The organism is Flavobacterium sp., assembly GCF_027531905.1.
Taxonomy (GTDB): Bacteria; Bacteroidota; Bacteroidia; order Flavobacteriales; family Flavobacteriaceae; genus Flavobacterium.
The window spans coordinates 1-25,857 of record NZ_JAPZSU010000013.1 but is presented as its reverse complement, the minus strand read 5'-3'; the positions used below and the strand labels follow the sequence as shown (position 1 = coordinate 25,857).

The window sequence follows — 25,857 nt, the reverse complement described above, 5'->3', positions numbered from 1 at the left end:
AATAAAGATTCAGAAATTTATGGTAATACTTAAAAGTTAAATTTGTGTTTACCGCAAATTGTTTTTTTTACTTGATGAAATAAAATTCACAAATCTTTGGTTGTTTTTTTTAAAGTTTAAAAAATTGTATTAGGCGCAAATTCTAATATTATTGTTTTTACTCTATGAATAAAAATTTGCGAATTTGCGGTTTTTATGTCTACACCACCAAACTATAAGCCCAAGCTTTTTGGTTGGTTTGCAAAATTACTTCGACACGTTTATAATGCTTTCCTTCGTAGCGATCTGCTTGCTGAAGATCATTGGTTGTCACGTCATACACAATACCCTGAATGGTATCTTCAGGATTTTCGGTTTCAACGATGATGGGATAGTTGATTAAACCAAATTCTTCTTCAATTTGGATTTCTCTGACACGATAGCCCAAAAGCGTTTCTGGGGTTCCCTTGAGTGTTCTACCAAAAAGATCTTCTTGCACCTCAGGATGCTGTAATGTTCCGTATGTAAATAATTTTTGCATAGTGCTTTGGTGTTAATGACTACTTCATTTGTGGTGTTGCAGGGTTTGCGTTAGGGATGGGAGCGGCATCCTCTAGGGGCGGGGTTCGCCCCTAGAGATATAGCGTACAGCCCGACCCTTGTGGTAACGCCCTACTACAATTTAAAGTAGTCAATATACGTATTTAAATCTTTATCTCCTCGTCCTGAAAGGCTAATCACGACAATATCTGAGGGTTTGAACTGTTTTTGTTTGAAAATAGCCAAGGCGTGCGAGGTTTCGATGGCGGGAATGATGCCTTCTAATTTGCACAATTCGAGTCCAAACTCCATCGCATCATCATCGGTTACGGAATAGAATTCGGCACGACCGGATTCCGCCAAATGCGCGTGCATAGGCCCTACACCCGGATAGTCTAGTCCAGCCGAAATAGAGTAGGGCTCCGTAATTTGTCCATCTGGGGTTTGCATCAATAGGGTTTTACAACCGTGAATGATTCCCATTTTTCCTAGTTTACTCGTGGCGGCACTATGCCCTGAATCTACGCCTTTTCCTGCGGCTTCAACGGCAATAATACCGACTTCTTCTTGGTCTAAGAAATGGTAAAATGTCCCAGCAGCATTACTTCCGCCACCAATACAAGCTACGACATAGTCTGGATTTTCGCGACCTTCTTTTTCGTTTAATTGCCATTTGATTTCCTCAGAAATAACACTCTGAAAACGGGTTACCATATCAGGATAAGGGTGTGGTCCAATGGCGGAACCGATGATGTAATGCGTGTCTACGGGATTGTTAATCCAATCGCGGATGGCTTCGTTAGTAGCGTCTTTGAGGGTGCGAGAGCCAGATAACGCTGGACGAACGGTTGCGCCCAACATTTTCATTCGAGCCACGTTTGGCGCTTGACGAGCAATGTCGATTTCGCCCATATACACTATGCATTCTAATCCCATTAAGGCGCAAACGGTAGCGGTGGCCACACCGTGTTGTCCCGCACCTGTTTCGGCAATGATGCGTTTTTTGCCTAATTTTTTGGCGACTAAAATTTGTCCAATCGTGTTGTTGATTTTGTGTGCTCCGGTATGGTTTAGGTCTTCTCTTTTTAAGTAAACTTTGGTATTGTATTTTTCAGACAATCGCTTTGCAAAATACAATGGACTAGGACGCCCCACATAATCTTTTAATAGTTGGTTGAATTCTTCTTTAAAATCGGGTGTAGCGGTAATGTCCAAATAGTGTTGGCGCAATTCTTCTACATTAGGATATAACATTTCAGGAATGTAAGCTCCTCCAAACTGACCATAATAGCCTTTTTCGTTTACGTTGTATGACATTTTTTTATTTTTTTATTTTCCCCAAAAGAGAGATGTTTTTTAATCCAGGTTCTATTTCAAATTTACTATTTACGTCTATGGCGTAAAGAGGTAAATGGGTGTTCAAAATTTCGTTTACTGCTACTATTTCGTCAATTCCGATGCCTCCGCTAAGGAAAAATGGTTTTGAGGAAGGATAGTTTTGTAAAATTCTCCAGTCAAAAGTGGTTCCGTTACCTCCGGGTAATTTGCCTTTGGTGTCAAAAAGAAAGAAATCGCAAACTGGCTCATAGGGTTTCAATACGCTAAAATCAAAGGTTTCATCTGCTGAGAATACTTTGATGATTGTTACACTAGTCCCTAATTTATTTTTTAATTCCAAACAAAAAGCTACCGATTCTTGTCCGTGCAACTGTACTGCTTGTAAATCGTATTGGGTTACTTTGTCTAGTATGCTATCACTTTTTTCGTTGACAAAAACCCCCACTTTTTTGATAGATTTGGGTAACTCAGGCATAGGTCCTTCAAAATACCGTGCTGACTTTTCCCAAAAGATAAAGCCCATATAATCGGGTAGGAGCGCTGCTACTTCGAGTATATTGTCAGGGTATTTCATACCGCAGATTTTAAGTTTCATTGTTTTTAGCTTTTAGCTTTTGGCTTTTAGCCATTAGCAGTTAATGGTTTGGAAATATGGAGTTGTTAATAGTTAGCTAAAAGCTAATTGCCAATTGCTAATAGCTCTTCAATAAATTTTGTGGCAGCTTGACCTGCATTATCTGTTTTCATAAAGTTTTCTCCAATCAAGAAGCCTTGGTATCCATAAGGTTTTAATTCTTGAATCGCTTCAATAGTCGAAATGCCACTTTCGGATACTTTGACAAAATCATTTGGGATTTTGGAGGCAAGCTCTTTGCTAAAATCCAAACTCACTTCAAAGGTTTTGAGGTTGCGGTTGTTCACTCCAATCATATCCAGAGTGGGCATTATTGATTTTTCTAATTCTTCTAAATTATGCACTTCAAGCAGCACTTCAAGCCCTAAACTTTTAGCAAATTCAGATAAAGATTGGATTTCTTCACGAGTTAAAACCGCAGCGATGAGTAGGATTAAATCGGCTCCTTGGGCTTTGGCTTCTAGGATTTGGTATTCGTCTAAAATGAATTCTTTTCGTAATAAAGGAATAGTTACCGAGGCTCTAGCCAAAAGCAAGTCGTCTAGCGAACCCCCAAAATATTTACCATCTGTTAGTACCGAAATTCCGCAAGCACCAGCATTTTCATAACCTTTTACGACTTCTTCAACCGTGAAATTATTATTGATAATGGATTTAGAAGGCGAACGACGTTTGTGTTCGGCAATAATTCCAGAAGGACTTTCTTTTAATTTTTGGCTAAGCGAAATGGTTTGTTTTTCAAAAAACACAGAAGCTTCCAATTGCGAAACAGGAATGATGGATTTCTTGAGAAGGACTTCTCTTTTTTTATCGATGATGATTTTATCTAGTATGTTCATTAATTTTTTGTTTAAAGTTTTCTTTGTTTAATGTTTAAAGTTGTGCACTATTTCAACCACTTTAAACCTTAAACTTTTAAACTATTTTTAGTTACTTAACTCTTTTACTTTGTTCAAAGCTACCAAGCCTTTGCCAGATAGCAAACTTTCTTTCGCTATTTGAAATCCTTCTAAGGGAGTGCAATGGGTAACGGTTGCAATGGCCATAGCAGCATTGGCACAAACCACATTGTTTTGGGCTTCTGTTCCTTTTCCTGAAAGAATAGTAAGGAACATAGTTGCTGATTCTTCGATGGTTTTTCCACCCTCGATTTCGTTTTGAGATAAAAGGGACACACCAAAATCATTCGGATGCAACATACCTTCCATTGTTTTGGTAATTGTTTTGGTTGGACACGTCAATGAAATTTCATCGTAACCATCGAGTGTATGCAGGATAGTAAAATTCACCTCGGTGTTTTGATACAAATAGCCATACATTCTCGCCAATTCCAAATTAAAAACCCCTACCAATTGATTTTTGGGAAAGGAAGGATTGACCATTGGACCCAACATATTGAAAAAGGTTTTTACTGCCAATTCTTTTCGTATAGGACCTACATTTTTCATCGCTGGGTGAAAAAGTGGTGCGTGCAAGACACAGATACCTGCTTGGTCAATACATTTTTCTAAAAAAGAAGCGTCGTTACTAAATTGTACTCCCATTATTTCGAGTACATTACTGGAGCCAGAAATAGAAGACACTCCGTAATTACCGTGTTTGGCTACTTTTATTCCTGCTCCTGCTGCTACAAATGAAGCCAAAGTGGAGATGTTAAAGGTGTCTTTTCCATCGCCACCTGTACCACATAAATCAATGGCATTATAGGCGGATAAATCTACTTTGATACACAAATCCAGTAATGCTTCTCTGAAACCAGCTAACTCGTCTATGCTAATACTACGCATCATATAAACGGTCAAAAAAGAGGCAATTTGGCTAGGGTTATAACTTCCGTTGGATATGTTTATCAATACATTTTTTGCTTCTTCTTTCGAAAGCATTTCGTGATTGATGAGTCTGTTTAATATGTTTTTCATTTTTATGAAATACTAAGTTTGTAAATAACTAAGATTCTTAGTTTTGTTTTCAAAAAGGACTGTTTACTTAATACTGAAAACTGAGCACTAATTTTTCACCCAATTCTCTAACATTTTTTTTCCGTCAGGGGTCAATACACTTTCGGGGTGGAATTGTACGCCACGAACATCAAAGGTTTTGTGGCGCAAAGACATGACTTGACCATTTTCGTCTATGGATGTGATTTCTAAAACATCCGGGACATTCGCATCGACCACCCAAGAATGGTAGCGCCCCACTTCGAATGTTGGTTCTAATCCGTCAAAAAGGAGTTCGTCATTTACAATCGTTTTTACCGTTGTAGCTACTCCGTGGTACACTTTGTCTAAATTGGACAAAGTACCTCCGTAGACTTCTCCAATGGCTTGTTGACCAAGGCATACTCCAAAAATGCTTTTGGTGGGGCCGTATTTTTGAATGACTGCTTTGAGCAAGCCTGCTTCGTCAGGAATACCGGGTCCTGGTGATAATAAAATTTTGTCGAAATGAGCGATTTCATCTAAATCAAATTCATCATTTCGGTACACCGTTACTTCACAATCTAAATCTTCTAAATAGTGCACTAAGTTGTAGGTGAAGCTATCGTAATTGTCTATGACTAGTATTTTTTTCATATTGTTTGATTATTTTTCTCGAACGTATTTTTCGATTATGATTTGGTCTACACCAAGTTTTTCAATTTTTTCGATTCCTTTTTGTGTTAAAGTGTCATTTTGAACTTTTACTACAAAATCAAATTTGTTATTTTCCCATTCTCTAAGTGAAAAGTATTCTAGATTTTCAGTGTAAAGGCTATCTTTTAAAGTATACTTTCCTCCTCCAGCAAAATAGACGGCTGCACTGTCTTTTCCATTATTCAAATCATGGTTGAAGAAAGAAAAATGGGTGCCATTAATTATTTTTATCATCTTCGTTTTGGGATTGAAGGTTGAAAAAGTACTGTCTTTTATAATTTTAACTGCTGATATGAGTCGCCAAGTGCCTTCGATGTTATTATTTTTCTTAGAATCCTCTCGTTTTTCAGCTAGATTACAGGCTGTAAAAAGGACAATCATTAGTAAGCAACTGATTGTTGTTTTCATATTTTTAATTTTATCGTGTTTAAATCGTCTCTGCCAAATCCAATGCCGTATTTAAGGCTCTTAGTTTATTATAGACTTCTTGCATTTCGCTTTCTTCATCAGAGCTGGCTACGATTCCAGCACCTGCTTGTGAATGCAATTGATGGTTTTTGCTCAAGAACGTTCGAATCATAATGGCATGATTAAAATTGCCTTCAAAATCCATAAAACCTATGGCACCTCCATAAAAAGCACGATTGGTTTTTTCATACTCTTCAATCAATTGCATCGCTCTATGTTTTGGAGCGCCACTCAACGTTCCTGCAGGGAAGGTGTCTGCGACCACTTGTAAGGTCAAGGCTTTTTCGTGTAAATACCCCGTAACTTTGGAAACTAAATGGATAACATGGGAGAAAAATTGCACCTCACGGTATTTTTCTACTTGAACGTCATGTCCGTTGCGACTTAAATCATTTCTGGCTAAATCTACGAGCATCACATGTTCGCTATTCTCTTTTTTATCTTCAGAAAGAGCTTTGGCCAAAACAGCATCTTTTTCATCATCACCTGTTCGTTTAAAGGTTCCGGCGATAGGGTGAATTTCGGCTTTTCTGTTTTTTACAATAATTTGAGCTTCGGGAGAAGAACCAAATAATTTGAAATCACCATAGTCAAAAAAGAATAAATAGGGGGAAGGGTTAATGCTTCGCAAAGCACGATACACATTAAATTCATCTCCTTTGAAACCTTGTGTAAAACGTCGTGATAAAACCAATTGAAAAACATCGCCACGGAAACAATGTTTTTTGGCTAATGCCACATTGTGCTTAAATTCTTCATCTGTAAGGTTCGAAAAACCTTCGCCTTCTTTTGAGAATTTATAAGAAGCGATGTTTCGGGATTGCAAGAGTTGCTCGATTTCGGAGATGTTATTTTTTTCATCTAAACTATGACAAAAAATATAGGCCTCATTCTTGAAATGATTGATGGCAATTATGTTTTGGTACACCGCATAATACACATCTGCAATGGAATTACTGTTTTCTTTTTTGGCAATACTTACTTTTTCGAAATAGCGAACAGCATCATAAGCAATGTAGCCAAATAGCCCATTATTTATGAATTTGAAATCATTTTTCTTGGATTGAAATTGACTCGAAAAGTTCTGAATAATCTCAGGAATTTTGGTGGTAGCATCTATGTTAATAGTTTCTGAAGTTCCATCTGGATAATTCTTAGAGATGATTTCGTTTTCTATTTTAAAAGAAGCTATAGGATTGCAGCAAATGTAGGAGAAACTGTTATCGTTTCCATGATAATCACTACTTTCCAATAATAAACTGTTAGGGAATTTATCTCTAATTTTTAAATAAACACTAACGGGAGTAATGGTGTCGGCAAGGATTTGCTTATAATGGGTATTTAATAAATATGTTTTCATTTTTTTCCTCCCCCAACCCCTCCGAAGGAGGGGAGTACCTATTGGGGTAAAATAGGTTTTAAATTATTTTTTTAGTTATTAAGTTTTTGATCTTTTCTGCCCTTCCCTTTGGCGAGGGTTGGGGTGGGGAACAAAAAAAAGGCCTGTCGTGATGACAAGCCTTTTTATTTATAATAGTTCAACTAATACTATAGGAGCTTTGTTCACGACGTTTGACGTAAAGTATTCCACCACCAAGTATTGTTTGTTTTTGTTCTCATGTATTTTATTTTGTTCAGCAAATATATAAATGAAATTGAATTAATCAAAAGTAAAACAAGAAAATAAAATAATTATTTTATTGTTTTTTGTTAAATCCCAAACAGTTATCCTTTTATTCGTTTTTTTTGTTAACGATTATTGACTAAAATAGCATTTTCTTTTTTTCTAAAATCAGGATTGTTTTTTAAGTCTATAGAACCAAATAAATCAGCAATAAAAGTATTGGTTATGTCAAACATTGTAGCGGGATCTGGCCAATATTTTAGTTTTCCATTAAAACTTTGCTCCTCGCTAACTAAATTTTCTTTACAGCGATTAAGTGTAATGTTTTTTAATTCAATTTTGGAAAAGTTTTCAGGCGAAAGTGTTATTTTTTCTCCAAGTAATAAAAAAGGTGCAAATCCAGAAACTAAGCTATTAGTAAAAGATAGATTAGTATTTTCTTTTAAATAAATAGCTTCACGAACTAAATCTTGATTGTTTTCTTCAATATTTAAAAAAGTGATATTACTCGCTTTTACATTCGTAAGCTTTTTAGTCATATCGGCATTTTCTGGCTTGTCATACGAATCAATTTCAAAACATCTTGAATTCCCTGAACCAGAAGAAAAAGGGTGACGAATTGCGATACTATTATTTAGTGTTGCCTGAGTTCCTTCTGAAAAATCAAAATCATCGTCATCATTTCTAAAAGAAATTACGTTATTCATTGCCACTTCTCCACCTGATATTTGATAAGCATCACCATTTGAGTAACTAACTTGAATATGGCTCAAGGTTGTTTTTTTTCCAACTCCAGCTAAGATAAGCGCATTGATTTCTTTTGAACCGTTTATTTTTTTTCCACCAAATTCAATGCGAACATACTTTAAGCTTCCAGAATTATCTTCTGGTTTATCACCGCCATAGGTAGCTTTTGAAGTATCGAGATTGAAATCTGTTAAAACATGCTTGTTGTCTTTGTCAATTTTGTTTACTGGCGCATTACCTAGGATGATGATTCCACCCCAATTACCTGGTTTTCTTACCGTAGCTGCTTTTTCAGAAGTAAAAACAATTGGTGCTTTTTCTGTCCCTTCAGCAATAAGTTTGGATCCTTGCGTAACGATTAAGGTTCCGCAATAGTCGATATCGCCTACACCTCCTCTGATTACAGTACCTGGTTCAATTGTAAGTGTAGCATTATTGGTCACATACACCCTGTTGTTTAGAAGGTAGGTTTTGGTACTTACTAGTTTGGTATCTTTGTCGATAATGTCTGGCAATACTTCATTGGTTTCTGGATATTCTGCTGTTGCAGGTCTAAAATTAGTCCAATTGTTCATCCAATTAGAGTCTCCATAAATACCATTACTTTTTTGCGCAAAAAGAGTTAAACTGTAGGTAATACAAATAATAAGTAAGATTTTTTGTTTCATTTTTATTGTTTTAAAGTGGGGCTTTACTTTGTTTTTGGTTAACTAAAAAACTAAAGTAATAAATTAATATAACAATAACCAAAACTTAACAGTTTTATACTAAAAATAGTTTTTTGATGTATATTTATCTTCTTTATTGATAAAAAAGTCGCTAGAAATGCAGTAAAATAGAAAAGAGCTAATTGAAGTACAATTAGCTCTTTACCAATAATTTTTATTTTGTAAAAGTGAATCAGCGATGAAGTAACGTTATTTTTAGTTCGTACTTACTAATACGGCAGTTTCTTTTATTCTAAAATCTGGATTGCTTTTTATTTGTGAGGATTTGAACAAATTTACAATTGGAGTGGTTGTAAATTCAATTCCCATAGCTGCTGGATCTGGCCAATATTTTAATTTGTCGTTAAAACTTTGATCTTCACTAACAATAGACCCTTTGCAGTTGTTTACAGCAATGTCTTTTAGTATAATTTTAGCTAAATTGTCTGGGTTAAGGCCAATTTTTCCATCCAATAATATAAATGGTGCAAAACCAGAGACTACACTATTTTTTAAAGAGAAATAACATTTTTCTTTAAGATGAATGGATTCTTTTACTAAACCTTGGTTGTTTTCTTCAAGATTAACTAGTGTGATATTGCTTGCTTGGATAGTGGTAAGTTTTTTGTTTGGGTCAGCATTTTCAATTTTGTCATAGGAATCTACTTCAAAACATCTTGATCCAGAAGCATCTGACGAAAACGGATGACGTATAGCAATAGTATTAGTGATTGTAGCTTGCACCCCTTGAGTAAAATCGAAGTCATCATCAGTAGTACGATAAGAAATCAAGTGATCTAGGTTGACATCTCCACCATAGCATTCAAAAGAGTCGTCATTTGAATAGCTTATTTGAATATGATTTAGCGTGGTTTGCTTACCTACACCAGCCAATGATAAACCATTTAACTCTTTTAAAGCATTTAGTTTTCTTCCAGCATATTCTATGCGAACATATTTCAGAATACCTGAATTAGCCTCTGGATTTGCGCCTCCATAAGTACATTTAGAAGCATCCAAGTTAAAGTCTAATAAAGACTGACCATTGATTCCAGCTTTATTGATGGGGGCGTCGCTAAGTAACAAAATTCCGCCCCAATCACCTGGTTTTCTTACAGATGTTGCTTTGTTTGATGTGAAAACAATCGGATTTTTTTCTGTTCCTTCAGCAATGATTTTGGCACCTCTTGTTATGACAAGGGTACCACAAGTCATATCGTCCCCTCTTATAATGGTGCCAGCTTCTATAGTTAATGTAGCGTTATTGATAACATATACTGTTCCTTCCAAGCGATAGGTGCTGTTGCTATCTAATTTGGTGTCTTTGTCGATTATTCCGGTTAAGATCGCATTAGCTTCATGATATTCTGTTGTGCTTGGTTTAAAATTGGTCCAATTGTCCATCCAATTTGAAGAGCCATAAATTCCTTTTACTTGTTGAGCCGATAAAGAAAAAAAGCTCAAGGTGCAGATAATAAGTACTACTTTGTTTTTCATTTTTTACGATTGTTTAAAATAAAGTCTATTGATAAGATCGGCTTATTTAACAAGTCAAATGTAGTAGTAGTGTTTTAAAATAATAACTAAAAAAGGTTAAGAATATATTATTAAAAAGGTGTATTTCCTGATGAATTTAATCATTTTTTTACGATTTGGTAAAGTGACTTACATTGAATTTATTTAAAAAAAAAGCCCCAACATAATTGAGGCTTTTAAAGTATAATGGGCTGAAATTAGAATTTCAAAGTCACTTTCAACTCAAATTCGTCATTGATCGCTTTGTCACCAATAGCAGAAAAGATTGATTTTGAATTATATTCAATACCATATTTCGTTCTATCTACGTTGAAGGTTGTTGTTGCAGTATTGCCTTTTACAGTAATATCAAATGTAACAGGTTTTGTAATCCCTTTGATGGTTAAATCTGCAGTTACCGCATACACATCTTTGGCTTTTGCTCCAATATTTTTAAAAACTAAAGTAGCTGTAGGGAATTTTTCAGTACCAAAAAAATCATCGTCCTTTAAGTGACCATTCAATTTTCCTTGGTATTCTCCTTTTAAGTCAGTTGCGGTTAAAGAATTCATATCTACTGTAAAAGAACCTCCTTTTAAAGCTTTTCCTTTGAAAACTAAAGCACCATCTTTGAAGTTTACAGTTCCATTGTGTTGGCCAGTTACTTTTTTACCCAACCATTCGATAGAGCTTCCAGCTACGTTAATTTTTTTTGTTTGTGCCGTTACTGTTACTGTAACCAAAGCTAGGAATGCTAATGCAATTGATTTTAAATTTTTCATGTGTAAATTGGTTTTAATATTAATTTTTGAATTGTTAATTATAGTGTAATAAATAAATCTTCAGTAGATTTTCTAACTTTTGCATAATGTTGCGTTTTGTCTTCGTCGTGACGGTATCCTACGGCTGCAATAACTGCTGCATTTAAGTTAAGTTTATCTAAACCTAGAATAGCATTAAATTGAGCAGGGTCAAAACCTTCCATCGGAGTAGTGTCAATCTTTAATTCAGCAGCCGCATTAAGTAAATTACCCAAAGCTAAATAAGTTTGTTTAGCTGTCCAAACTTTTTTTACCTCTTCTGGCATAGTAAGTATACCGCCTTTCATAAAATCTCCGTATGCATTCATGGCGCCTTCTGGCAGATTTCTAGTTTGTTCTGCATTTTTTAAATACCCCTCAATATCTTCGTTACCAACAACAGTTTGATTGGCAAAAACAAATAGGTGAGAGGCTTCTGTAATTTGACTTTGTCCCCAAGCTGCCGGTTGTAGCTGGGCTCTTAATTCCGGATTATCAACAACTATAACTTTGTATAATTGTAACCCATAAGAAGAAGAGCTCAAACGAATGGCTTCTTTTAAGGTGTTCAAATCTTCGGTGCTTATTTTTTTGCTAGCGTCGAATTTTTTAGTTGCGTATCTCCAATTTTGATGGTCTAAAAATGTATTCATATTGATTGATTTATATTGATTTAGTTCTATATTTTTCTAATAAGTAATTTAATTGTTGTAATTCTTCTAGACTTAAATTATTTGCAAATGTTTCTTGATGTACTTTAAGTTGTGGTTCTAATTCTTCCAAAAGAGCAAGTCCTTTTGCTGTAATTAAAACTTCAATTTTTCTTCTGTTTTCAGGACAAACATTACGTGTTACCAAATCTTTTAACAATAATTTATCTACTAAACGAGTGGTGTTGCTTGTTTTGGCCAACATGCGCTCTTGAATTACACACATATTAGCAGGTTTTCCTTTTTGTCCTCTCAGAATACGCAATACATTATATTGTTCACTAGATATGTCATGTGGTTTCAGTATTTCATTAAAACTTTCTGAAATAACAATTTGAGTATACATGATATTCAAATTTACACGTGTTGACGGGTTATAATCAACAGTGCTTTTTAAAATTTCTTCTATTTTCATGTTTGTACTTACTTTATTTGTCGATACAAATGTATCACTTTTTTTATATGTATATACAAATGTTTAAACTTTAACATTTTATTTAGATTTAAACATAAGATGCTGAATAATATGAGTTATTTCGTTCTATAATAAACAATTACAAAAAAAAAGACAAAATATGTAAGATAGGGAATTCTAATTTTTCTATTATCTTTGAAAAATAATGTACAGAAAATGAAATCATTGGAAAAAATAATTGAAACAGGAAAACAAAAAAAAGCTATAGAAGAAAAAGCGGTAGTTTTGATTGTCGAAGACAATATTGTAAATCGTTTTTTAGCAGTTACCCTCATAAAAAAAATTATCCCAAAAGCTACCATTGTAGAAGCTCAAAATGGAGAAGAAGCACTTGTTTGTATTAATGAAACGCTATTTGATTTGATATTAATGGATCTTCAAATGCCAATCATGAATGGTTTTGAAACAACTACAGCAATTAGAAAAATAGAAAAGTATAAAAATGTTCCCATTATTGCACTAACAGCAGGAATTTTGGATGGGGAAAGAGAGAAGAGTTTAAAATTTGGAATGAATGACTATTTATCAAAACCTATTTTACCAAACGATTTAGAGCAAATGATCCTAAAATGGTTACATGTAAAAGATTAAGGAGAATTATTTCTTATTCTTTTTTTCAAACAAATTGCCAATTAATCCTCCCAATAACCCACCGTATAAAGTGCTATTGATTGGTTTTGAGGTAATAGCGCAGCTCCCAGAAGAGCAACCAATGGCTGCATAATACCAATATCCTGCGAGTAATCCAATAGCGATTCCAATTACAGTTACAATAATAACTTGTTTACTCATGAGTTGCTTTTTTCTACGATAATTTTGACCAATTCATCTTTGCTCACCACCCCAGATTGTCTCCACAATTGTTTTCCGTTTTGAAACAAAAGCATGGTGGGCACCCCGCTTACTTGGTACTGAGCCGCAATCGCTTGATTTTTGTCCACATCAATTTTGATAATTGTGATACGTTCGCTAAGGCTTTCCTTTACTTGTTTTAGAATAGGAGCGAGCATTTGGCAAGGACCACACCAAGTCGCGAAAAAGTCAACCAAAACAGGTTGGTCTTTCTGTATCAATTCTTGAAAAGCATTCATAGTCTATTTATTTTTTAGGAATAGCGCAACCATTTGCCCCGCAACCCCAGTTAAACAAAGCTTGTAATAAGAAAAACAAACCAAAAACAATAAAAAACCATTCTCGAGTAGCATAAGCCTCTCCAAATAAGAATAGGGCAAAAACCAATCGAACCCAGCGCATCAAATGCCAATTGCTAAATAAAAGTGTTTTCATTTTTGTGTTTATAATTTTGATTTATTATTATTTTTAGGAACAGCAACAAATGGGCATTTCAGGAAACACCGTCCCGCTATCCGCTATATCTTTGCTTTTTTAAAGGAAAAAAGCAAAGGATGCCGCTGCTATCGGGGTTAAAGAGCAGCAATTTGCATCTTAGTATTCATTGTTGCTATTCTTTATTTTGCAAACCCGAGTTCAATTTCCTTTAAGGTTTTCAAAAAATTTTAAGCCTTTTTTAAACTCCATTTCCTGCAAGGTTTTCAAAGCCTTGTAGGTATTTTTAAGTTCAATTTCCTGCAAGATTTTCGAAATCCTATAGGTGTTTTTGAATTTCATTTCCTGCAAGGTTTTCAAAACCTTGTAGGTATATTTTGAATTCGATTTCCTGCAAGGTTTTCGAAATCCTATAGGTGTTTTTTTGAGTTCAATTTCCTGCAAGGTTTTCAAAACCTTGTAGGTATATTTTAAATACTTTAGCCTTTAACTTGAAAAAATAATGATTTCAAAAGCATACAACAGTACGAAAGTTTAATCAACAAGCGCAATACTGTACTCTGGTTCATAAGCAAGTACTTCTTTCAATTGTTCTAGAGAGATTTCGTTGGTACTCATAACAATCAAATCAGTAAAAGTACTATTGATTTGTGCATTAATTACTTCTGGAATTGCACCTATTTTCTGAAGTACCGTTTTCGTACAATTCGAACAAGTAATGCCACTCAAAGCAAAACATTGTACAATCACTTCCGATTTTTTCTCAAAAACAAAAAACAATTCCGATTGCGCTCTAGGCGTAACCGAGTTATAGGATGTTTCTAGAATTTTAAATTGAAAAGCTTCTGAAAATAACTGTTCGTATTCGGTTTTACTCCCACCAAAAGGAGGACTTACCTCAAAACTGCGATTAAAAAGTAGCCCCGCTATTTTTCCATTTTTGGACACTAATTGATGCATTTTCCAAACGTATTTTTGACGCATTTGCGGAGGCAAAGCACAAAAGAAAGTTTGTTCCAAAATCAAATCATAACTGCCTTGATGTTCAAAAAAATCCCCTTGAATAATACGAATAGCAGCTGTACTTTTGAATTTTTCTTTTAACTTTTCAACTAGAGTTGGAGCAATATCAATCACAGTAATATTGGTAAACCCTTTTTCTAAAAGGTATTCCGCTTCATACGTATTCCCACAACCCGGAATCAATACCGAAATTGCAGTATCTTTCAATTGGTCAATATATGCTTTGATTGGTGGAGAAATCGCTCCCAAATCCCAACCTGTAGTTTCAGATTGGTATTGCAAATCCCAATACGATTCGTCTAATGGTTTCTCACAACTCGTTACACAACAATTCAAATCCTTCATACTTATTTTTTTTTAATCGTCGAAATTCCAAACGGCAAATACAACGGACAAAAACTAATAAAACTCGTTAACACAAATACTAGCGCTAACCCTAATCCAATCATACCCAAAGTTCCCTCAATTACTTTGAAATAGTATAGCCCAAAAAGCAAGACGGCTATGAAAACTCGAATTCTTTTGTCGGTAACACCCATGTTTTTTTTCATGATGATTAATTTTAGTTGTTAATGTACTATTTGTTCAAGTATTGTCTTTTTCAAGTAGTATTTTACTTCTTGTATTTCTAACCGCAAGGTTCGCTATGGATTACGCAAAGAACGCAAAACTTCTAACCTCTAATTTCTAACCTTTACCTTACTTCAATACTTTGCTTTGGCACACAAAATCCGTTTTAGGAACGGTTGTTTTTGCTATTGCGCTAAAACCGCCTTCTATTTCAGTGAAATTTCTAAACCCTCTTGCTTGCAAAATAGAAGCCGCAATCATACTACGATATCCACCGGCACAATGCATAAAGAAATGTTGTTTCGGGTCGATAGTGGTTATCCAGTCGTTGATGGCTGATAACGGTTTGTTGTAAGCCTCGGCAATATGTTCAGCTGAATATTCGCTTTCTTTTCTAATATCAACAATTACATCTTTATCGGTGTTTACCTTTTGTTCAAACTCAGCAGCTGAAATTCTATTAATCGTATCGATTTCTTTATTGGCGTTTGTCCAAGACTCAAAACCTCCTTCAAGATGTCCTAAAATATGGTCAAAGCCCACACGACTCAATCGGGTAACGGTTTCTTCTTCTCTTCCTTTTTCGGTAACCAAAAGTATGGGTTGTTGAACATCAGCAATCATGGCGCCCACCCAAGGAGCAAAATCACCATTGATTCCAATATTAATTGATTGTGGAATAAAAGCTTTATAAAAATCACCATTATTTCGGGTGTCTAAAACTAAAGCACCTGTTTCATCAGCTATTCTTTCAAAATCAGTAGCCGAAAGTGCTTTCATACCGTTGTGTAATACTTTTTCAAAACTTTCGTAGCCTTTTTTATTCATGGCTACATTCATTCCAAAATAGGCTGGAGGAGGCAATAAACCGTCGGTTACTTCTTTTATGAATTCGGCTTCAGTCATATTGGTTCTTAAAGCATAATTGGTAGCTTTTTGTTGTCCAATCGTAGAAACTGTTTCTTTGCTCATGTTTTTACCACAAGCACTTCCAGCTCCGTGCGCAGGATACACAATCACTTCATCAGCTAGAGTCATAATTTTATCTCTTAACGAATGAAATAAGATGCCTGCCAATTGCTCCTGTGTCATTCCAGCGGCTTTTTGTGCTAAGTCAGGACGTCCTACATCTCCAATGAATAGAGTGTCTCCAGAGAATATGGCATGTTCTTTACCTGTTTCGTCAATCAACAAATAGGTAGTACTTTCCATAGTGTGTCCTGGAGTGTGCAATACTTTAATTTTGATGTTTCCAATTTCAAAAATCTGATTATCTGTAGCCACAATAGCTTCAAATTCTGGTTTTGCAGTTGGTCCATATACAATGGGAGCATTAGTAGCCTTGCTCAAATCCAAGTGACCCGAAACGAAATCGGCATGAAAATGTGTTTCAAAAATATATTTTAATCGAACGTCATCTCGTTCTAAACGGTCTAAATATGGTTGTACTTCTCTCAAAGGATCAATAATAGCTGCTTCTCCATTTGAAGTGATGTAGTAAGCTCCTTGAGCTAAACAACCTGTGTATATTTGTTCTATTTGCATGGTATTTTGTTTTATTGAGTACACAAAGGTACTATTGATTTTTTATAGAAAAAGTGATAAATGTTACATGTTTATGGGTTAAAAAAAGACTTCTTTGGTAATGATGTAAATCCCCATCACCAAAATAAACCAACCAAAAAGCGGTTTGAGTTTGGCTCCGTCAATTTTTTTAGAAAGCTGAATCCCAATTAGAATTCCGATAAAAGCCATAGCGGCAATAGTCAGTAAAAAAGTATAGTCTATTGGGGTTCCGATGTATAAATCGCCTCCAAAGCCAATAGCCGAATTGATAAAAATGATTAAAAGCGAAGTACCAACCGCCTGTTTCATTGGTAAATTGGCAAAAAAGAGTAAGGCTGGTATAATTAAAAAACCGCCACCAGCACCCAAGAAACCAGTAATGATTCCAACCACAAATCCAATAACTCCCAATTGAAGATAATTGGTAGAAGTGGATACAATTTCTGGTAATTGTCTTCTTATCATTGATACCGCTGCCAATATCATCAATACAGAAAAGACAATCATAATTAAAAAGTCTTTAGAGACTTGAAAATTAGCTATAGAAAATAGGGTAGAGGCAATTTTTGGAAAAATAACCTCTCTAATAATTAGTATCGAAAATACCGATGGAATCGCAAAATATAAAGCGGCTTTGATTTTTAGATTTCCCATTTTGTAATGACTATAACACCCAAAAAGAGCCGATAATCCAACAATAAATAAAGAATAGCTAGTCGCTAACTCGGGATCAATTTTGAATAAGTAAACCAAAATAGGTATCGTCAAAATAGAGCCTCCACCGCCAATCAACCCAAGTGATAAACCAATAATTATTGAAGCAAAATAGCCAATATATTCCATGAATCTTTTTTTTATGCAGCAAAGATGTGACATTACTTTTTATCGCATTGTAATTTTAGTCACATTGATGTATTTTAGTAAAATGTATCGAATAAGTAATGGAAGCGATATGGAGTTCCTTGAGATTATTTTGTTACCACTTCAATATGGTTGCGATGTAATTTTAATAAGCCTCTTTGCTCCATTTTTTTTAAAAGCCTCGAAACGACTTCTCTTGAAGTATTCAAATCCATAGCGATTTCTTGATGCGACAATTTTAAATCTTTACAGTCACAAGAAGCTACTTGGCGTTTTAGATAAAACTCTAAACGTTCATCCATGGCTCTAAAGGCCACACTATCTAATACTTCTAATACCTCTTCAAAACGATTGCGGTAAGTGGCTATTACAAATTCATACCAAGAACGATGCTCCATCATCCACTTGTCCATCAATGATAATGGTACCGAAATGAGTTCAGCATCTTCAACCACCTTAGCCATAATTTGACTCTTTTCGCTTTTAGTTGCGCACACCATGGAGAGCGCACAGGCCTGACCAGGTTGTAAATAGTACATGAAAAATTCCCCACCATTTTCATCTTCACGGTAAATCTTAACTTTACCACTAATCACTAGCATCGTATTTTTGATGTATTGCCCTGTTCGCATAATCACAGTTCCAGCAGATACAAATTGTTCGTTCGCATTTTGATTGATAGCTTCAATTAATGGGGTAGAGAAGGAGGGAAAAATTTGTTGTAAAGAAGAGCTCATCTATGAGAGTATTAAATGTGTGTGTTTTTAACACTACAAATATAGCATAAAAGAACTTGTCTGTTGTGTTTTGTATTTACTGATTAAATGATATTAATTGAGTCATAAATTGAATAATTACACACTTATTTATGAAATATTATACTTTTTTACTAATAACTATGTAAAAATGTAGTTTTGTTGTTATTTGTAATTTACTACATCGTTTTCTACAAAATAATATCCATTTAACATTTATGCGTCTTTTTGTTTCTGTAAAACATCGTAATTTTACAAAAAAAAATACTATGAATTTAACACAAGAAGATTGGATTGAGCAGTTAGAAGCCGATTCAAATGCAGTTATACTTGATGTAAGAACTGAAGACGAATACAATGATGGAATGATTGCTTCATCGATAAATATTGATATTCACCAAGGTCCAAATTTTATTGCAGCCATAGAAGCATTGGACAAAACTAAAAATTATTACGTGTACTGTCGTTCTGGTGCAAGAAGTGCAAAAGCTTGTGAAATCATGAATGAATTGGGTATTGAAAATGCCTATAACTTATTAGGAGGTATTTTGGCATGGAACGGAGAGATTGTAGCGCCTGATTAATTGCGTTGAAAAATTCTCTTTATTAACCTTTAAAATTTTATCAATGGATGTAATACCTCAAGAATATCAAATAACCACTTTACTCAATCAAGATACTTTTTTGGTTAATGGAGTATTAAAAAAATGGACTGGAAAAACCACTCCCATTTATTCTTCCATTTCTTCTACAGCTGATTATGCTCCTACATTATTAGGCTCCATACCATTTATGGGGGAGGCAGAAGCTCTAGAAGCGGTTGAAGCAGCTCACGCAGCTTACAATAATGGTCAAGGGTTATGGCCCACCATGAAAGTTGCGGATCGTATTAAGTGCATGGAAAACTTTGTTTCTCAAATGAAAAATACGAGAGAGGAAGTCGTAAAATTGTTGATGTGGGAAATTGGTAAAACCTTAGGTGATTCCGAAAAAGAATTTGACAGAACGGTAGAATATATCTACGACACTATCGAAAGTTTAAAGGAGTTAAATAGGAGTAGCGCTCATTTTTCAAAAGTTCAAGGAATTCATGCCATGGTTCGCCGTGGTCCTTTAGGCGTTGTACTTTGTTTAGGACCTTACAATTATCCTTTGAATGAAACCTTTTCATTACTGATTCCCGCTTTGATTATGGGAAATCCAGTAATTTTTAAACCTGCAAAACACGGAGTTTTATTGATTTCTCCTTTATTAGAAGCTTTTAGAAATAGTTTCCCTAAAGGTGCCATAAATATTTTATATGGACGAGGTAGGGAAGTAGCCACTCCGGTGATGCAATCGGGAAAAGTAGATATATTAGCATTAATTGGTAATAGTAAATCAGCTATTTCTTTACAAGATCAGCATCCTAATAAAAACCGTTTGCGTTTGGTTTTAGGTTTAGAAGCCAAAAATCCAGCAATCATTTTGCCTGATGCCGATTTGGATTTAGCGATTCAAGAATGTATCACAGGTGCTCTTTCGTTCAATGGGCAACGTTGTACTGCTTTGAAAGTTTTGTATGTACATGAATCTATAGCAAGCGAATTTAATACGCGTTTTGCAGCAAAAGTAGATGAATTAAAGTACGGAAATCCTTGGGGAAAAGGTGTTATGTTGACCCCACTTCCAGAAGTTGAAAAACCCAATTATATTCAAGAATTAATTGATGATGCCATCGCCAAAGGAGCAAAAGTTATCAATGCTAAAGGAGGGCAAAAAACCGAGAATTCAATTTTCCCAGCGGTTGTTTTTCCAGTAAACAAAGAGATGCGTGTGTACCACGAAGAACAATTTGGTCCTATAGTTCCAATTTTATCCTTCAAAGACATTCAAGAACCTTTGAACGATATGGCAGAATCCAATTACGGACAGCAAGTGAGTTTGTTTGGAAAAGACATCAAAACCATCGCGCCACTAATTGATACTTTGGTCAATTTGGTTTGTAGAGTAAATCTCAACAGCTCTTGTCAAAGAGGACCTGATGTGTTTCCTTTTACAGGTCGTAAAGACTCGGCTGTGGCTACCTTGAGTATTCATGATGCTTTACGTTCTTTCTCAATAAGGACGTTTGTAGCTTCAAAAGACAATGCTTATAATAATGCTATTTTACAAGATTTATTAGATAGCAAAGAATCTAATTTTATTAATTCCGATTATATCTTGTAAAAATCAATTTTTTACTTACCTAAACGCCTCATTCTTTTGATATGAGGTGTTTTTTTTATACATAGTTAGTAGCCAAAATGTTATGATTTTTTTGCAAAATTGAGGATAAATGATATTTATCAGTTTTTTCACCTAGCAATTGTTATAAATTTGAGTGTAATTCTAAATCGATATCGCCATGAAAACCTATTTTTCCAATGTATTTGTTATAGTTTTATGTATCATCGGAGGACATTTTTCCTTTGCGCAAGAGGCTGAATGGAAAGCTCCAAAATCAGCCGAAGCACTCAAAAATCCTTTTAAGGGAAATGCTAATGCAACTGTAGAAGGAAAACATATTTTTGAACAAATGTGTGTGCTGTGTCACGGAATTAAAGGAAAAGGCAACGGTGAAGCTGGTCTCACATTAGAAAGAAAACCTGCCAATTTCTTAGCTCTCAAAGTTAAAAATGAAACTGATGGTGTAATTTTTTGGAAATTAACCAATGGAAAACCTCCAATGGCTTCTTATGAAGAACTATTAACCGAAGAGCAACGATGGAAATTGGTCAATTACATCCGAGAACTCGAAAAATAAATTGATAATGCGTCAACAAATAGTGATTATATAAATCTCCTTTGATTAAAAAAAACATTTATTTTTTTATTGAAGTAAATTCAACACGAATTTAAAGCTAGAAAGCACAGAAAATTACGAACTATATAATTTATATCAGCTGTATTGGTTTTTTTGTATTTTAGCAGAAAATAATCAAAATGCTATCACAAAAAACCAAGTATGCTTTAAAAGCACTTCTTTATTTGGCACAACAAAAAGAAGGTGAAATAGCCAAAACCATTGCCATTTCTGAGGGAGCTAATATCCCAAAGAAATTTTTGGAACAAATTTTATTAGATTTAAAACGAGCGCATTTTGTTGGAAGTAAGCAAGGTAAGCTAGGAGGATATTATCTTTTGAAATCCAAACATGATATTACCTTGGCCGATGTACATCGCTTGTTTGATGGAGCAATCGCTTTGCTACCTTGTGCTTCACTTAATTTTTACGAACCTTGTGCAGATTGTAAAAATGAAGCGACTTGCCATTTGCGCCATGGATTAATATCTGTTCGTGAAGAAACCCTCAAATCCATGCAACAAATTACTATTGGGTCATTAGTCCAAATGTAGTTTTTGGTTAGTAATCTCATTAATAATAACTTTTAACTTATTCTCATTGATCTTTTGAAATTTGTTTTCAAAGACTTGAATATGTTTTTTAAAAAATAACTTTAACCACTAAATTAACTATACCAATTATGAAAACACGTTTCATTAACGCTATTCTTGTTTTTTGTCTTTTTATGGGATGGCAACATGCCAGTGCTCAAATGATAAAAACACCAACCCCTAAACGTCCCAAAGGACAAACCGATGTATTACGCCTTGCTATTGCACCAATCCCAACAGTAAGAGTTGCTTTTATTGGTTTAGGGATGAGAGGTGCTGATGCAGTTGAGCGCATGACACAAATTCCAGGTGTAGAAATAGTGGCACTTTGCGATATGCTTGAAACCAATACAAAAGCGTCCAACGAAGCGCTAGTAAAAAATGGGTTCCCAAAAGCCAAAGAATTTTTTGGAAATGAAAACGCTTGGCGACAAGTTACTGCGCTTCCAAATGTTGATTTGGTTTACATCGCCACCGACTGGAAACATCATGCACAAATTGGCGTGCAAGCCATGAAAGATGGCAAAAACGTTGCGATTGAAGTACCTGGAGCCATGACTATGGATGAAATTTGGGACTTGATCAACACCTCCGAGAAAACCCGTAAACATTGTATGCAGTTAGAAAATTGTGTCTATGATTTTTTTGAATTAACAACCTTGAATATGGCGCAACAAGGTCTTTTTGGTGAAATTTTACACGCAGAAGGAGCTTATATTCATAATTTGGAGCCGTATTGGGGAGAATATTGGAACAATTGGCGCTTAGATTACAACGCAAAACACCGTGGTGATATTTATGCTACACATGGTATGGGACCGGCTTGTTTGGCCTTGAACATTCATCGTGGCGACAAAATGAATTATTTAGTGTCTATGGATACTAAAGCGGTCGGAATCCCAGCATTCATAAAGGAAACCAAAGGACAAGAGTTGAAAGATTTTCGCAATGGCGATCATACCATGACCATGATTCGTACCGAAAAAGGAAAAACCATTCAAATTCAGCACGATGTGGCGAACCCAAGACCGTATTCAAGAATGTATCAGTTAACGGGAACCAAAGGTTTTGCTAACAAATATCCATTAGAAGGCTATGCTTTGGATGCTAAAAATTTAGATAAAGATGTAGCACCAAATCACGAAAATTTAAACGCTCATAGTTACGTTCCTAAAGAAGTCAAAGAAGCGTTAATGAAAAAATACAAAAACCCAATTGTAATTGATATCGAGGAAAAAGCCAAGAAAGTAGGCGGGCACGGCGGTATGGATTATATCATGGATTATCGTTTGATTTATTGTTTACAAAAAGGATTACCACTAGATATGGACGTGTACGATTTGGCCGAATGGTCTTGTTTGGCGCCTTTAACAGAACTTTCGTTAGATAATAACTCAGCACCCGTTCAAATTCCAGATTTCACTCGCGGCGGATGGGAAAAATTGAAAAAAGTAGAGTTTTCGAAATAAAAAAAATAAACCGTTTCTTAAAGAGACGGTTTTTTTTGCTCTAGTATTTACTTCAAAAACAGGAGTTCGAATAGGCTGTCCGGGCAGGCTATCCACTGCAAGTCCGCAGGAACCCGTTCATAAAACATAACCCCAAAAGGAGCTTCCGTTGGTCGCTCTTTTGGGGTTTGTTTTATAAAAAGAACGGCTTCCTTTACGGGCTTTTCGTTACTATCCTTGACAGAATGAGGGAGTTACAACATTTTTAATCCTCCTTATCTTCTTTGTTTTCTCTTATATTCTCAAAAAAACATCAGGGTCAAACCCGCTAGTACAGTTTTGCAAACCTCTTCAAAAGATATAAAAAAAACTCCTCTTTCCTATCGAAATATCAACTCTAAGACAAAGAAATATAAGTGATGTATTGGTTTGTTTTGTAGCTTTTATTATATTTTTGAATGTTGATCTGCTTTGTTCGGACAGATTGCAAATCCTTGCAATTGGGTCAGGCGGGAGGTAATCGTATAACTACTTTAAATAAAAATGACAGACAAAATAAATCATATTGAAATTAACCGAAAAATGTGGGAACTAACTACTGATATTTACCAAGCAGATGGGTTTAATGATGCTTTAAAAAGAGTGCAACAAAAAAACTTTACAACTTTTGATGAAGTTGAACAATGTATTTTCAACTCTAGAATTGACGTAACAGCAAAAAATGTGATTCAAATTGGCTGTAATAATGGAACAGAATTAATAAACCTTAAAAAGAATGGTGCTGGATATTGTTTGGGAATAGATATCTCAGAAAAATTTATTCAGCAAGCTAAACAACTTTCAAAAGCTTCAGGACACTCTGTTGAATTTGAGAGTACAAACATTTATGAAATTAACGAAAATCACTTTGGTGAATTTGAGTTAGTTTATATAACGGTTGGTGTTTTAGGATGGATGCCTGACCTCTCAAAATTTTTCCAAATCGTAAATAAGTTACTCAAACCTAATGGACAAATTTTCATTTATGAGCAACATCCAATTTTAGGAATGTTTAATCCTGTACCACCTCACCAAATTGATGCATCTTATTTCCAGAAAGAACCATTTAAAGATGAAATTGTGCCTGAGTATATTGACAAAACAGGGCAAGCAAAAGCCACATCATACTGGTTTCCACACACAATCTCAGATATTTTAGGTGCTTGTTTTACAAGCGAACTTCAACTGACACATTTTGGAGAATATTCACAAGACATTTCCGATACCTACAAAACTTTACAAAATGATGCAGTCCAATTTCCAATGAGTTTTACTCTTATAGCACAAAAAATTGACAAATAAATCTCCCAAACTCAGATAAGCAAAGATTATTTTAAAGAACTATAGCTCCGTTTTGCAAACCTTATAGAACAACACCTAACAGGTTTTAAAAACCTGTTAGGTGTCAATACATTGTAATATTTGAATCGTTTTGTACTAAATTGTTATATTGTGAAAAGATGGCTTATGAAAACCTTACGTTTTAGTTTAGCCCCGATGGAAGTGGCATCCTTGCTGGGCGGGGTTCGCCTAGCAAGATATAACGTACAGCGGGACGACTCGTGTGGTATAGCAAAATAGTGCTGCTTCTAAACATAGACAAGCTTACTTAATGAAATCTAAATTGAATTAGCCAAAAATCGAACTAAGTACAGCAGCTAGTCTAAGTCCAGCATGTAGTAATTGTTTTTTTATGATTGGCGTTTGGGTGTCTACATAAGTTTCGCTAATGACATTGCTTTTATAATCGTAAATAGTAGGCAAGTAGCTTCGGGATTCTTTGGCCCATTTTACGGTATTAATTTTGCCCAAGCGTTTGATTTGGTGTTTGGAATAGGTGTTAAGCGCCAAGCAATCGCTGAGGGAAATGTTTCTAGCATTGATGATGCCGCTATCGAAAAAAGAATGCAAGTTGGTACCTTTTCTGTTGTAGTTTATTTGTTGGGTATTTCCGCCTTTGTCAGCACCATAACCAACATGCAGCGGCTGATGCAAATCGCCCACCAAGTGGAAAATAATGCAGATTTTCATTTTTACTTCTTTATCGGAGAGGTTTTTGTAGTTTTTTAGTTCCTGTATGGTTTGGGTCAGTCGGAAAATGATATTGTCGCCTTCGTGGTTGACTACTTTTGCGCCTTTGTCAAAATTTACATAATGATATGGTTTTAGATAATCGTAGGAATGATCGTCTCGAAGTTCGTCCATCCAATTGGCGGCATCCTGAATGGAGCGGCCATCTAGGTATTTTGTCACGATGGTTTGTACCGAAGGATCAAGATAAGTAAAGGCAATTTCAGCAACCAAGGCGTGACCTTTTTTTCCCCAAGCAAAACAGGATTGCATAATTAAAAAAATCGCTACTACTAGAAGTGAAATATGTTTTTTCATGGTGTAAAATAATTGGAGGACAAAAGTAAGGAATCAATCCAAGTTTTAATGCCAAACCAATGGCTACAAACGCTAAGATTTAGTTAATAAATAGATTACTCAAAATTGTTTAAATTGAAGACGATTCCATTTGTTTTAAAATATTGCATTTTCTATTTTACATAATATAAATTATAGTTCACGTATCAACAACAAACCATCAACAACAAACCATCAACAACAAACCATCAACAACAAACCATCAACAACAAACCATCAACAACAAACCATCAACAACAAACCATCAACAACAAACCATCAACAACAAACCATCAACAACAAACCATCAACAAT

The 25,857-nt window shown here is 35.0% G+C and carries 29 protein-coding genes; 7 read left to right on the top strand and 22 right to left on the bottom strand.

What is annotated here, in order from left to right:
• Positions 1–199: 199 nt before the first annotated feature.
• From O9307_RS04150 to O9307_RS04090, 13 genes are all read right to left on the bottom strand, one after another.
• Positions 200–520: a gamma-glutamylcyclotransferase family protein gene (locus tag O9307_RS04150; protein ID WP_298295632.1), complete on the bottom strand. Its 321-nt coding sequence runs from the start codon at positions 518–520 to the stop codon at positions 200–202.
• Positions 521–654: 134 nt separating this feature from the next.
• On the bottom strand, positions 655–1,836 hold the full coding sequence (gene trpB, locus O9307_RS04145) for a tryptophan synthase subunit beta (protein WP_024980933.1): 1,182 nt from the start codon (positions 1,834–1,836) through the stop codon (positions 655–657).
• 4 nt (positions 1,837–1,840) lie between these two features.
• Entirely contained in the window at positions 1,841–2,431 is a 591-nt protein-coding gene (locus O9307_RS04140) for a phosphoribosylanthranilate isomerase (protein WP_298295629.1), read from the bottom strand.
• Between the two features lie 104 nt (positions 2,432–2,535).
• The gene (gene trpC, locus O9307_RS04135) at positions 2,536–3,330 is read right to left on the bottom strand and encodes an indole-3-glycerol phosphate synthase TrpC (RefSeq protein WP_298295627.1); all 795 of its coding nucleotides are present in this window, start codon (positions 3,328–3,330) and stop codon (positions 2,536–2,538) included.
• Positions 3,331–3,417: 87 nt separating this feature from the next.
• On the bottom strand, positions 3,418–4,410 hold the full coding sequence (trpD, locus tag O9307_RS04130; RefSeq protein ID WP_298295625.1) for an anthranilate phosphoribosyltransferase: 993 nt from the start codon (positions 4,408–4,410) through the stop codon (positions 3,418–3,420).
• Positions 4,411–4,497: 87 nt separating this feature from the next.
• Positions 4,498–5,064, bottom strand: coding sequence for an aminodeoxychorismate/anthranilate synthase component II (locus O9307_RS04125; RefSeq protein ID WP_298295623.1), 567 nt, complete (start codon positions 5,062–5,064; stop codon positions 4,498–4,500).
• Between the two features lie 9 nt (positions 5,065–5,073).
• Positions 5,074–5,532: a hypothetical protein gene (locus tag O9307_RS04120; protein WP_298295621.1), complete on the bottom strand. Its 459-nt coding sequence runs from the start codon at positions 5,530–5,532 to the stop codon at positions 5,074–5,076.
• 19 nt (positions 5,533–5,551) lie between these two features.
• Entirely contained in the window at positions 5,552–6,952 is a 1,401-nt protein-coding gene (locus O9307_RS04115; protein ID WP_298295619.1) for an anthranilate synthase component I family protein, read from the bottom strand.
• A gap of 389 nt (positions 6,953–7,341) precedes the next feature.
• Entirely contained in the window at positions 7,342–8,631 is a 1,290-nt protein-coding gene (locus tag O9307_RS04110; RefSeq protein ID WP_298295617.1) for a hypothetical protein, read from the bottom strand.
• A 255-nt stretch (positions 8,632–8,886) separates the two neighbouring features.
• Positions 8,887–10,167, bottom strand: coding sequence for a hypothetical protein (locus O9307_RS04105; RefSeq protein WP_298295615.1), 1,281 nt, complete (start codon positions 10,165–10,167; stop codon positions 8,887–8,889).
• A 236-nt stretch (positions 10,168–10,403) separates the two neighbouring features.
• On the bottom strand, positions 10,404–10,967 hold the full coding sequence (locus tag O9307_RS04100; protein WP_298295613.1) for a YceI family protein: 564 nt from the start codon (positions 10,965–10,967) through the stop codon (positions 10,404–10,406).
• Positions 10,968–11,005: 38 nt separating this feature from the next.
• Positions 11,006–11,638, bottom strand: coding sequence for an NAD(P)H-dependent oxidoreductase (locus O9307_RS04095; protein ID WP_298295611.1), 633 nt, complete (start codon positions 11,636–11,638; stop codon positions 11,006–11,008).
• 10 nt (positions 11,639–11,648) lie between these two features.
• Entirely contained in the window at positions 11,649–12,110 is a 462-nt protein-coding gene (locus tag O9307_RS04090) for a MarR family transcriptional regulator (protein WP_298295609.1), read from the bottom strand.
• A gap of 216 nt (positions 12,111–12,326) precedes the next feature.
• On the opposite strand from O9307_RS04090, the gene O9307_RS04085 reads away from it, so the two are divergent.
• Positions 12,327–12,761, top strand: a complete 435-nt coding sequence (locus O9307_RS04085) for a response regulator (RefSeq protein WP_298295607.1) — start codon at positions 12,327–12,329, stop codon at positions 12,759–12,761.
• Between the two features lie 6 nt (positions 12,762–12,767).
• Here the strand turns inward: O9307_RS04085 and O9307_RS04080 are convergent, their stop codons facing one another.
• The 8 genes from O9307_RS04080 to O9307_RS04045 form a co-directional block, all read right to left on the bottom strand.
• Entirely contained in the window at positions 12,768–12,962 is a 195-nt protein-coding gene (locus tag O9307_RS04080; RefSeq protein WP_298295605.1) for a DUF6132 family protein, read from the bottom strand.
• The gene (gene trxA, locus O9307_RS04075; protein ID WP_298295603.1) at positions 12,959–13,261 is read right to left on the bottom strand and encodes a thioredoxin; all 303 of its coding nucleotides are present in this window, start codon (positions 13,259–13,261) and stop codon (positions 12,959–12,961) included. Before trxA ends, O9307_RS04080 begins: the two co-directional genes overlap by 4 nt.
• A 7-nt stretch (positions 13,262–13,268) precedes the next feature.
• Positions 13,269–13,457: a hypothetical protein gene (locus O9307_RS04070; protein ID WP_298295601.1), complete on the bottom strand. Its 189-nt coding sequence runs from the start codon at positions 13,455–13,457 to the stop codon at positions 13,269–13,271.
• Positions 13,458–13,991: 534 nt separating this feature from the next.
• On the bottom strand, positions 13,992–14,825 hold the full coding sequence (locus O9307_RS04065; RefSeq protein ID WP_366099997.1) for a methyltransferase domain-containing protein: 834 nt from the start codon (positions 14,823–14,825) through the stop codon (positions 13,992–13,994).
• 2 nt (positions 14,826–14,827) lie between these two features.
• The gene (locus O9307_RS04060; RefSeq protein WP_298295599.1) at positions 14,828–15,031 is read right to left on the bottom strand and encodes a DUF2892 domain-containing protein; all 204 of its coding nucleotides are present in this window, start codon (positions 15,029–15,031) and stop codon (positions 14,828–14,830) included.
• 148 nt (positions 15,032–15,179) lie between these two features.
• The gene (locus O9307_RS04055) at positions 15,180–16,595 is read right to left on the bottom strand and encodes an MBL fold metallo-hydrolase (protein WP_298295597.1); all 1,416 of its coding nucleotides are present in this window, start codon (positions 16,593–16,595) and stop codon (positions 15,180–15,182) included.
• Positions 16,596–16,673: 78 nt separating this feature from the next.
• The gene (locus O9307_RS04050) at positions 16,674–17,459 is read right to left on the bottom strand and encodes a sulfite exporter TauE/SafE family protein (protein ID WP_298295595.1); all 786 of its coding nucleotides are present in this window, start codon (positions 17,457–17,459) and stop codon (positions 16,674–16,676) included.
• Positions 17,460–17,584: 125 nt separating this feature from the next.
• Positions 17,585–18,214, bottom strand: coding sequence for a Crp/Fnr family transcriptional regulator (locus tag O9307_RS04045; protein ID WP_298295593.1), 630 nt, complete (start codon positions 18,212–18,214; stop codon positions 17,585–17,587).
• A gap of 287 nt (positions 18,215–18,501) precedes the next feature.
• Between O9307_RS04045 and O9307_RS04040 the strand changes: the two genes are divergently transcribed.
• The 6 genes from O9307_RS04040 to O9307_RS04015 all read left to right on the top strand — a co-directional run bounded on the left by O9307_RS04040 (position 18,502) and on the right by O9307_RS04015 (position 24,438).
• Entirely contained in the window at positions 18,502–18,816 is a 315-nt protein-coding gene (locus O9307_RS04040) for a rhodanese-like domain-containing protein (RefSeq protein WP_298295591.1), read from the top strand.
• A 43-nt stretch (positions 18,817–18,859) separates the two neighbouring features.
• Positions 18,860–20,440, top strand: a complete 1,581-nt coding sequence (locus O9307_RS04035) for an NADP-dependent glyceraldehyde-3-phosphate dehydrogenase (protein ID WP_298295589.1) — start codon at positions 18,860–18,862, stop codon at positions 20,438–20,440.
• Positions 20,441–20,618: 178 nt separating this feature from the next.
• On the top strand, positions 20,619–21,017 hold the full coding sequence (locus O9307_RS04030; RefSeq protein ID WP_298295587.1) for a c-type cytochrome: 399 nt from the start codon (positions 20,619–20,621) through the stop codon (positions 21,015–21,017).
• A gap of 179 nt (positions 21,018–21,196) precedes the next feature.
• On the top strand, positions 21,197–21,610 hold the full coding sequence (locus O9307_RS04025) for an Rrf2 family transcriptional regulator (RefSeq protein WP_298295586.1): 414 nt from the start codon (positions 21,197–21,199) through the stop codon (positions 21,608–21,610).
• Positions 21,611–21,735: 125 nt separating this feature from the next.
• On the top strand, positions 21,736–23,118 hold the full coding sequence (locus O9307_RS04020; RefSeq protein ID WP_298295757.1) for a Gfo/Idh/MocA family oxidoreductase: 1,383 nt from the start codon (positions 21,736–21,738) through the stop codon (positions 23,116–23,118).
• Between the two features lie 522 nt (positions 23,119–23,640).
• Positions 23,641–24,438, top strand: a complete 798-nt coding sequence (locus O9307_RS04015) for a class I SAM-dependent methyltransferase (RefSeq protein ID WP_298295584.1) — start codon at positions 23,641–23,643, stop codon at positions 24,436–24,438.
• A 327-nt stretch (positions 24,439–24,765) separates the two neighbouring features.
• Here O9307_RS04015 and O9307_RS04010 read toward each other — a convergent pair whose 3' ends face one another.
• Positions 24,766–25,524, bottom strand: a complete 759-nt coding sequence (locus tag O9307_RS04010) for a S1/P1 nuclease (RefSeq protein WP_298295582.1) — start codon at positions 25,522–25,524, stop codon at positions 24,766–24,768.
• Positions 25,525–25,857 lie beyond the last annotated feature (333 nt).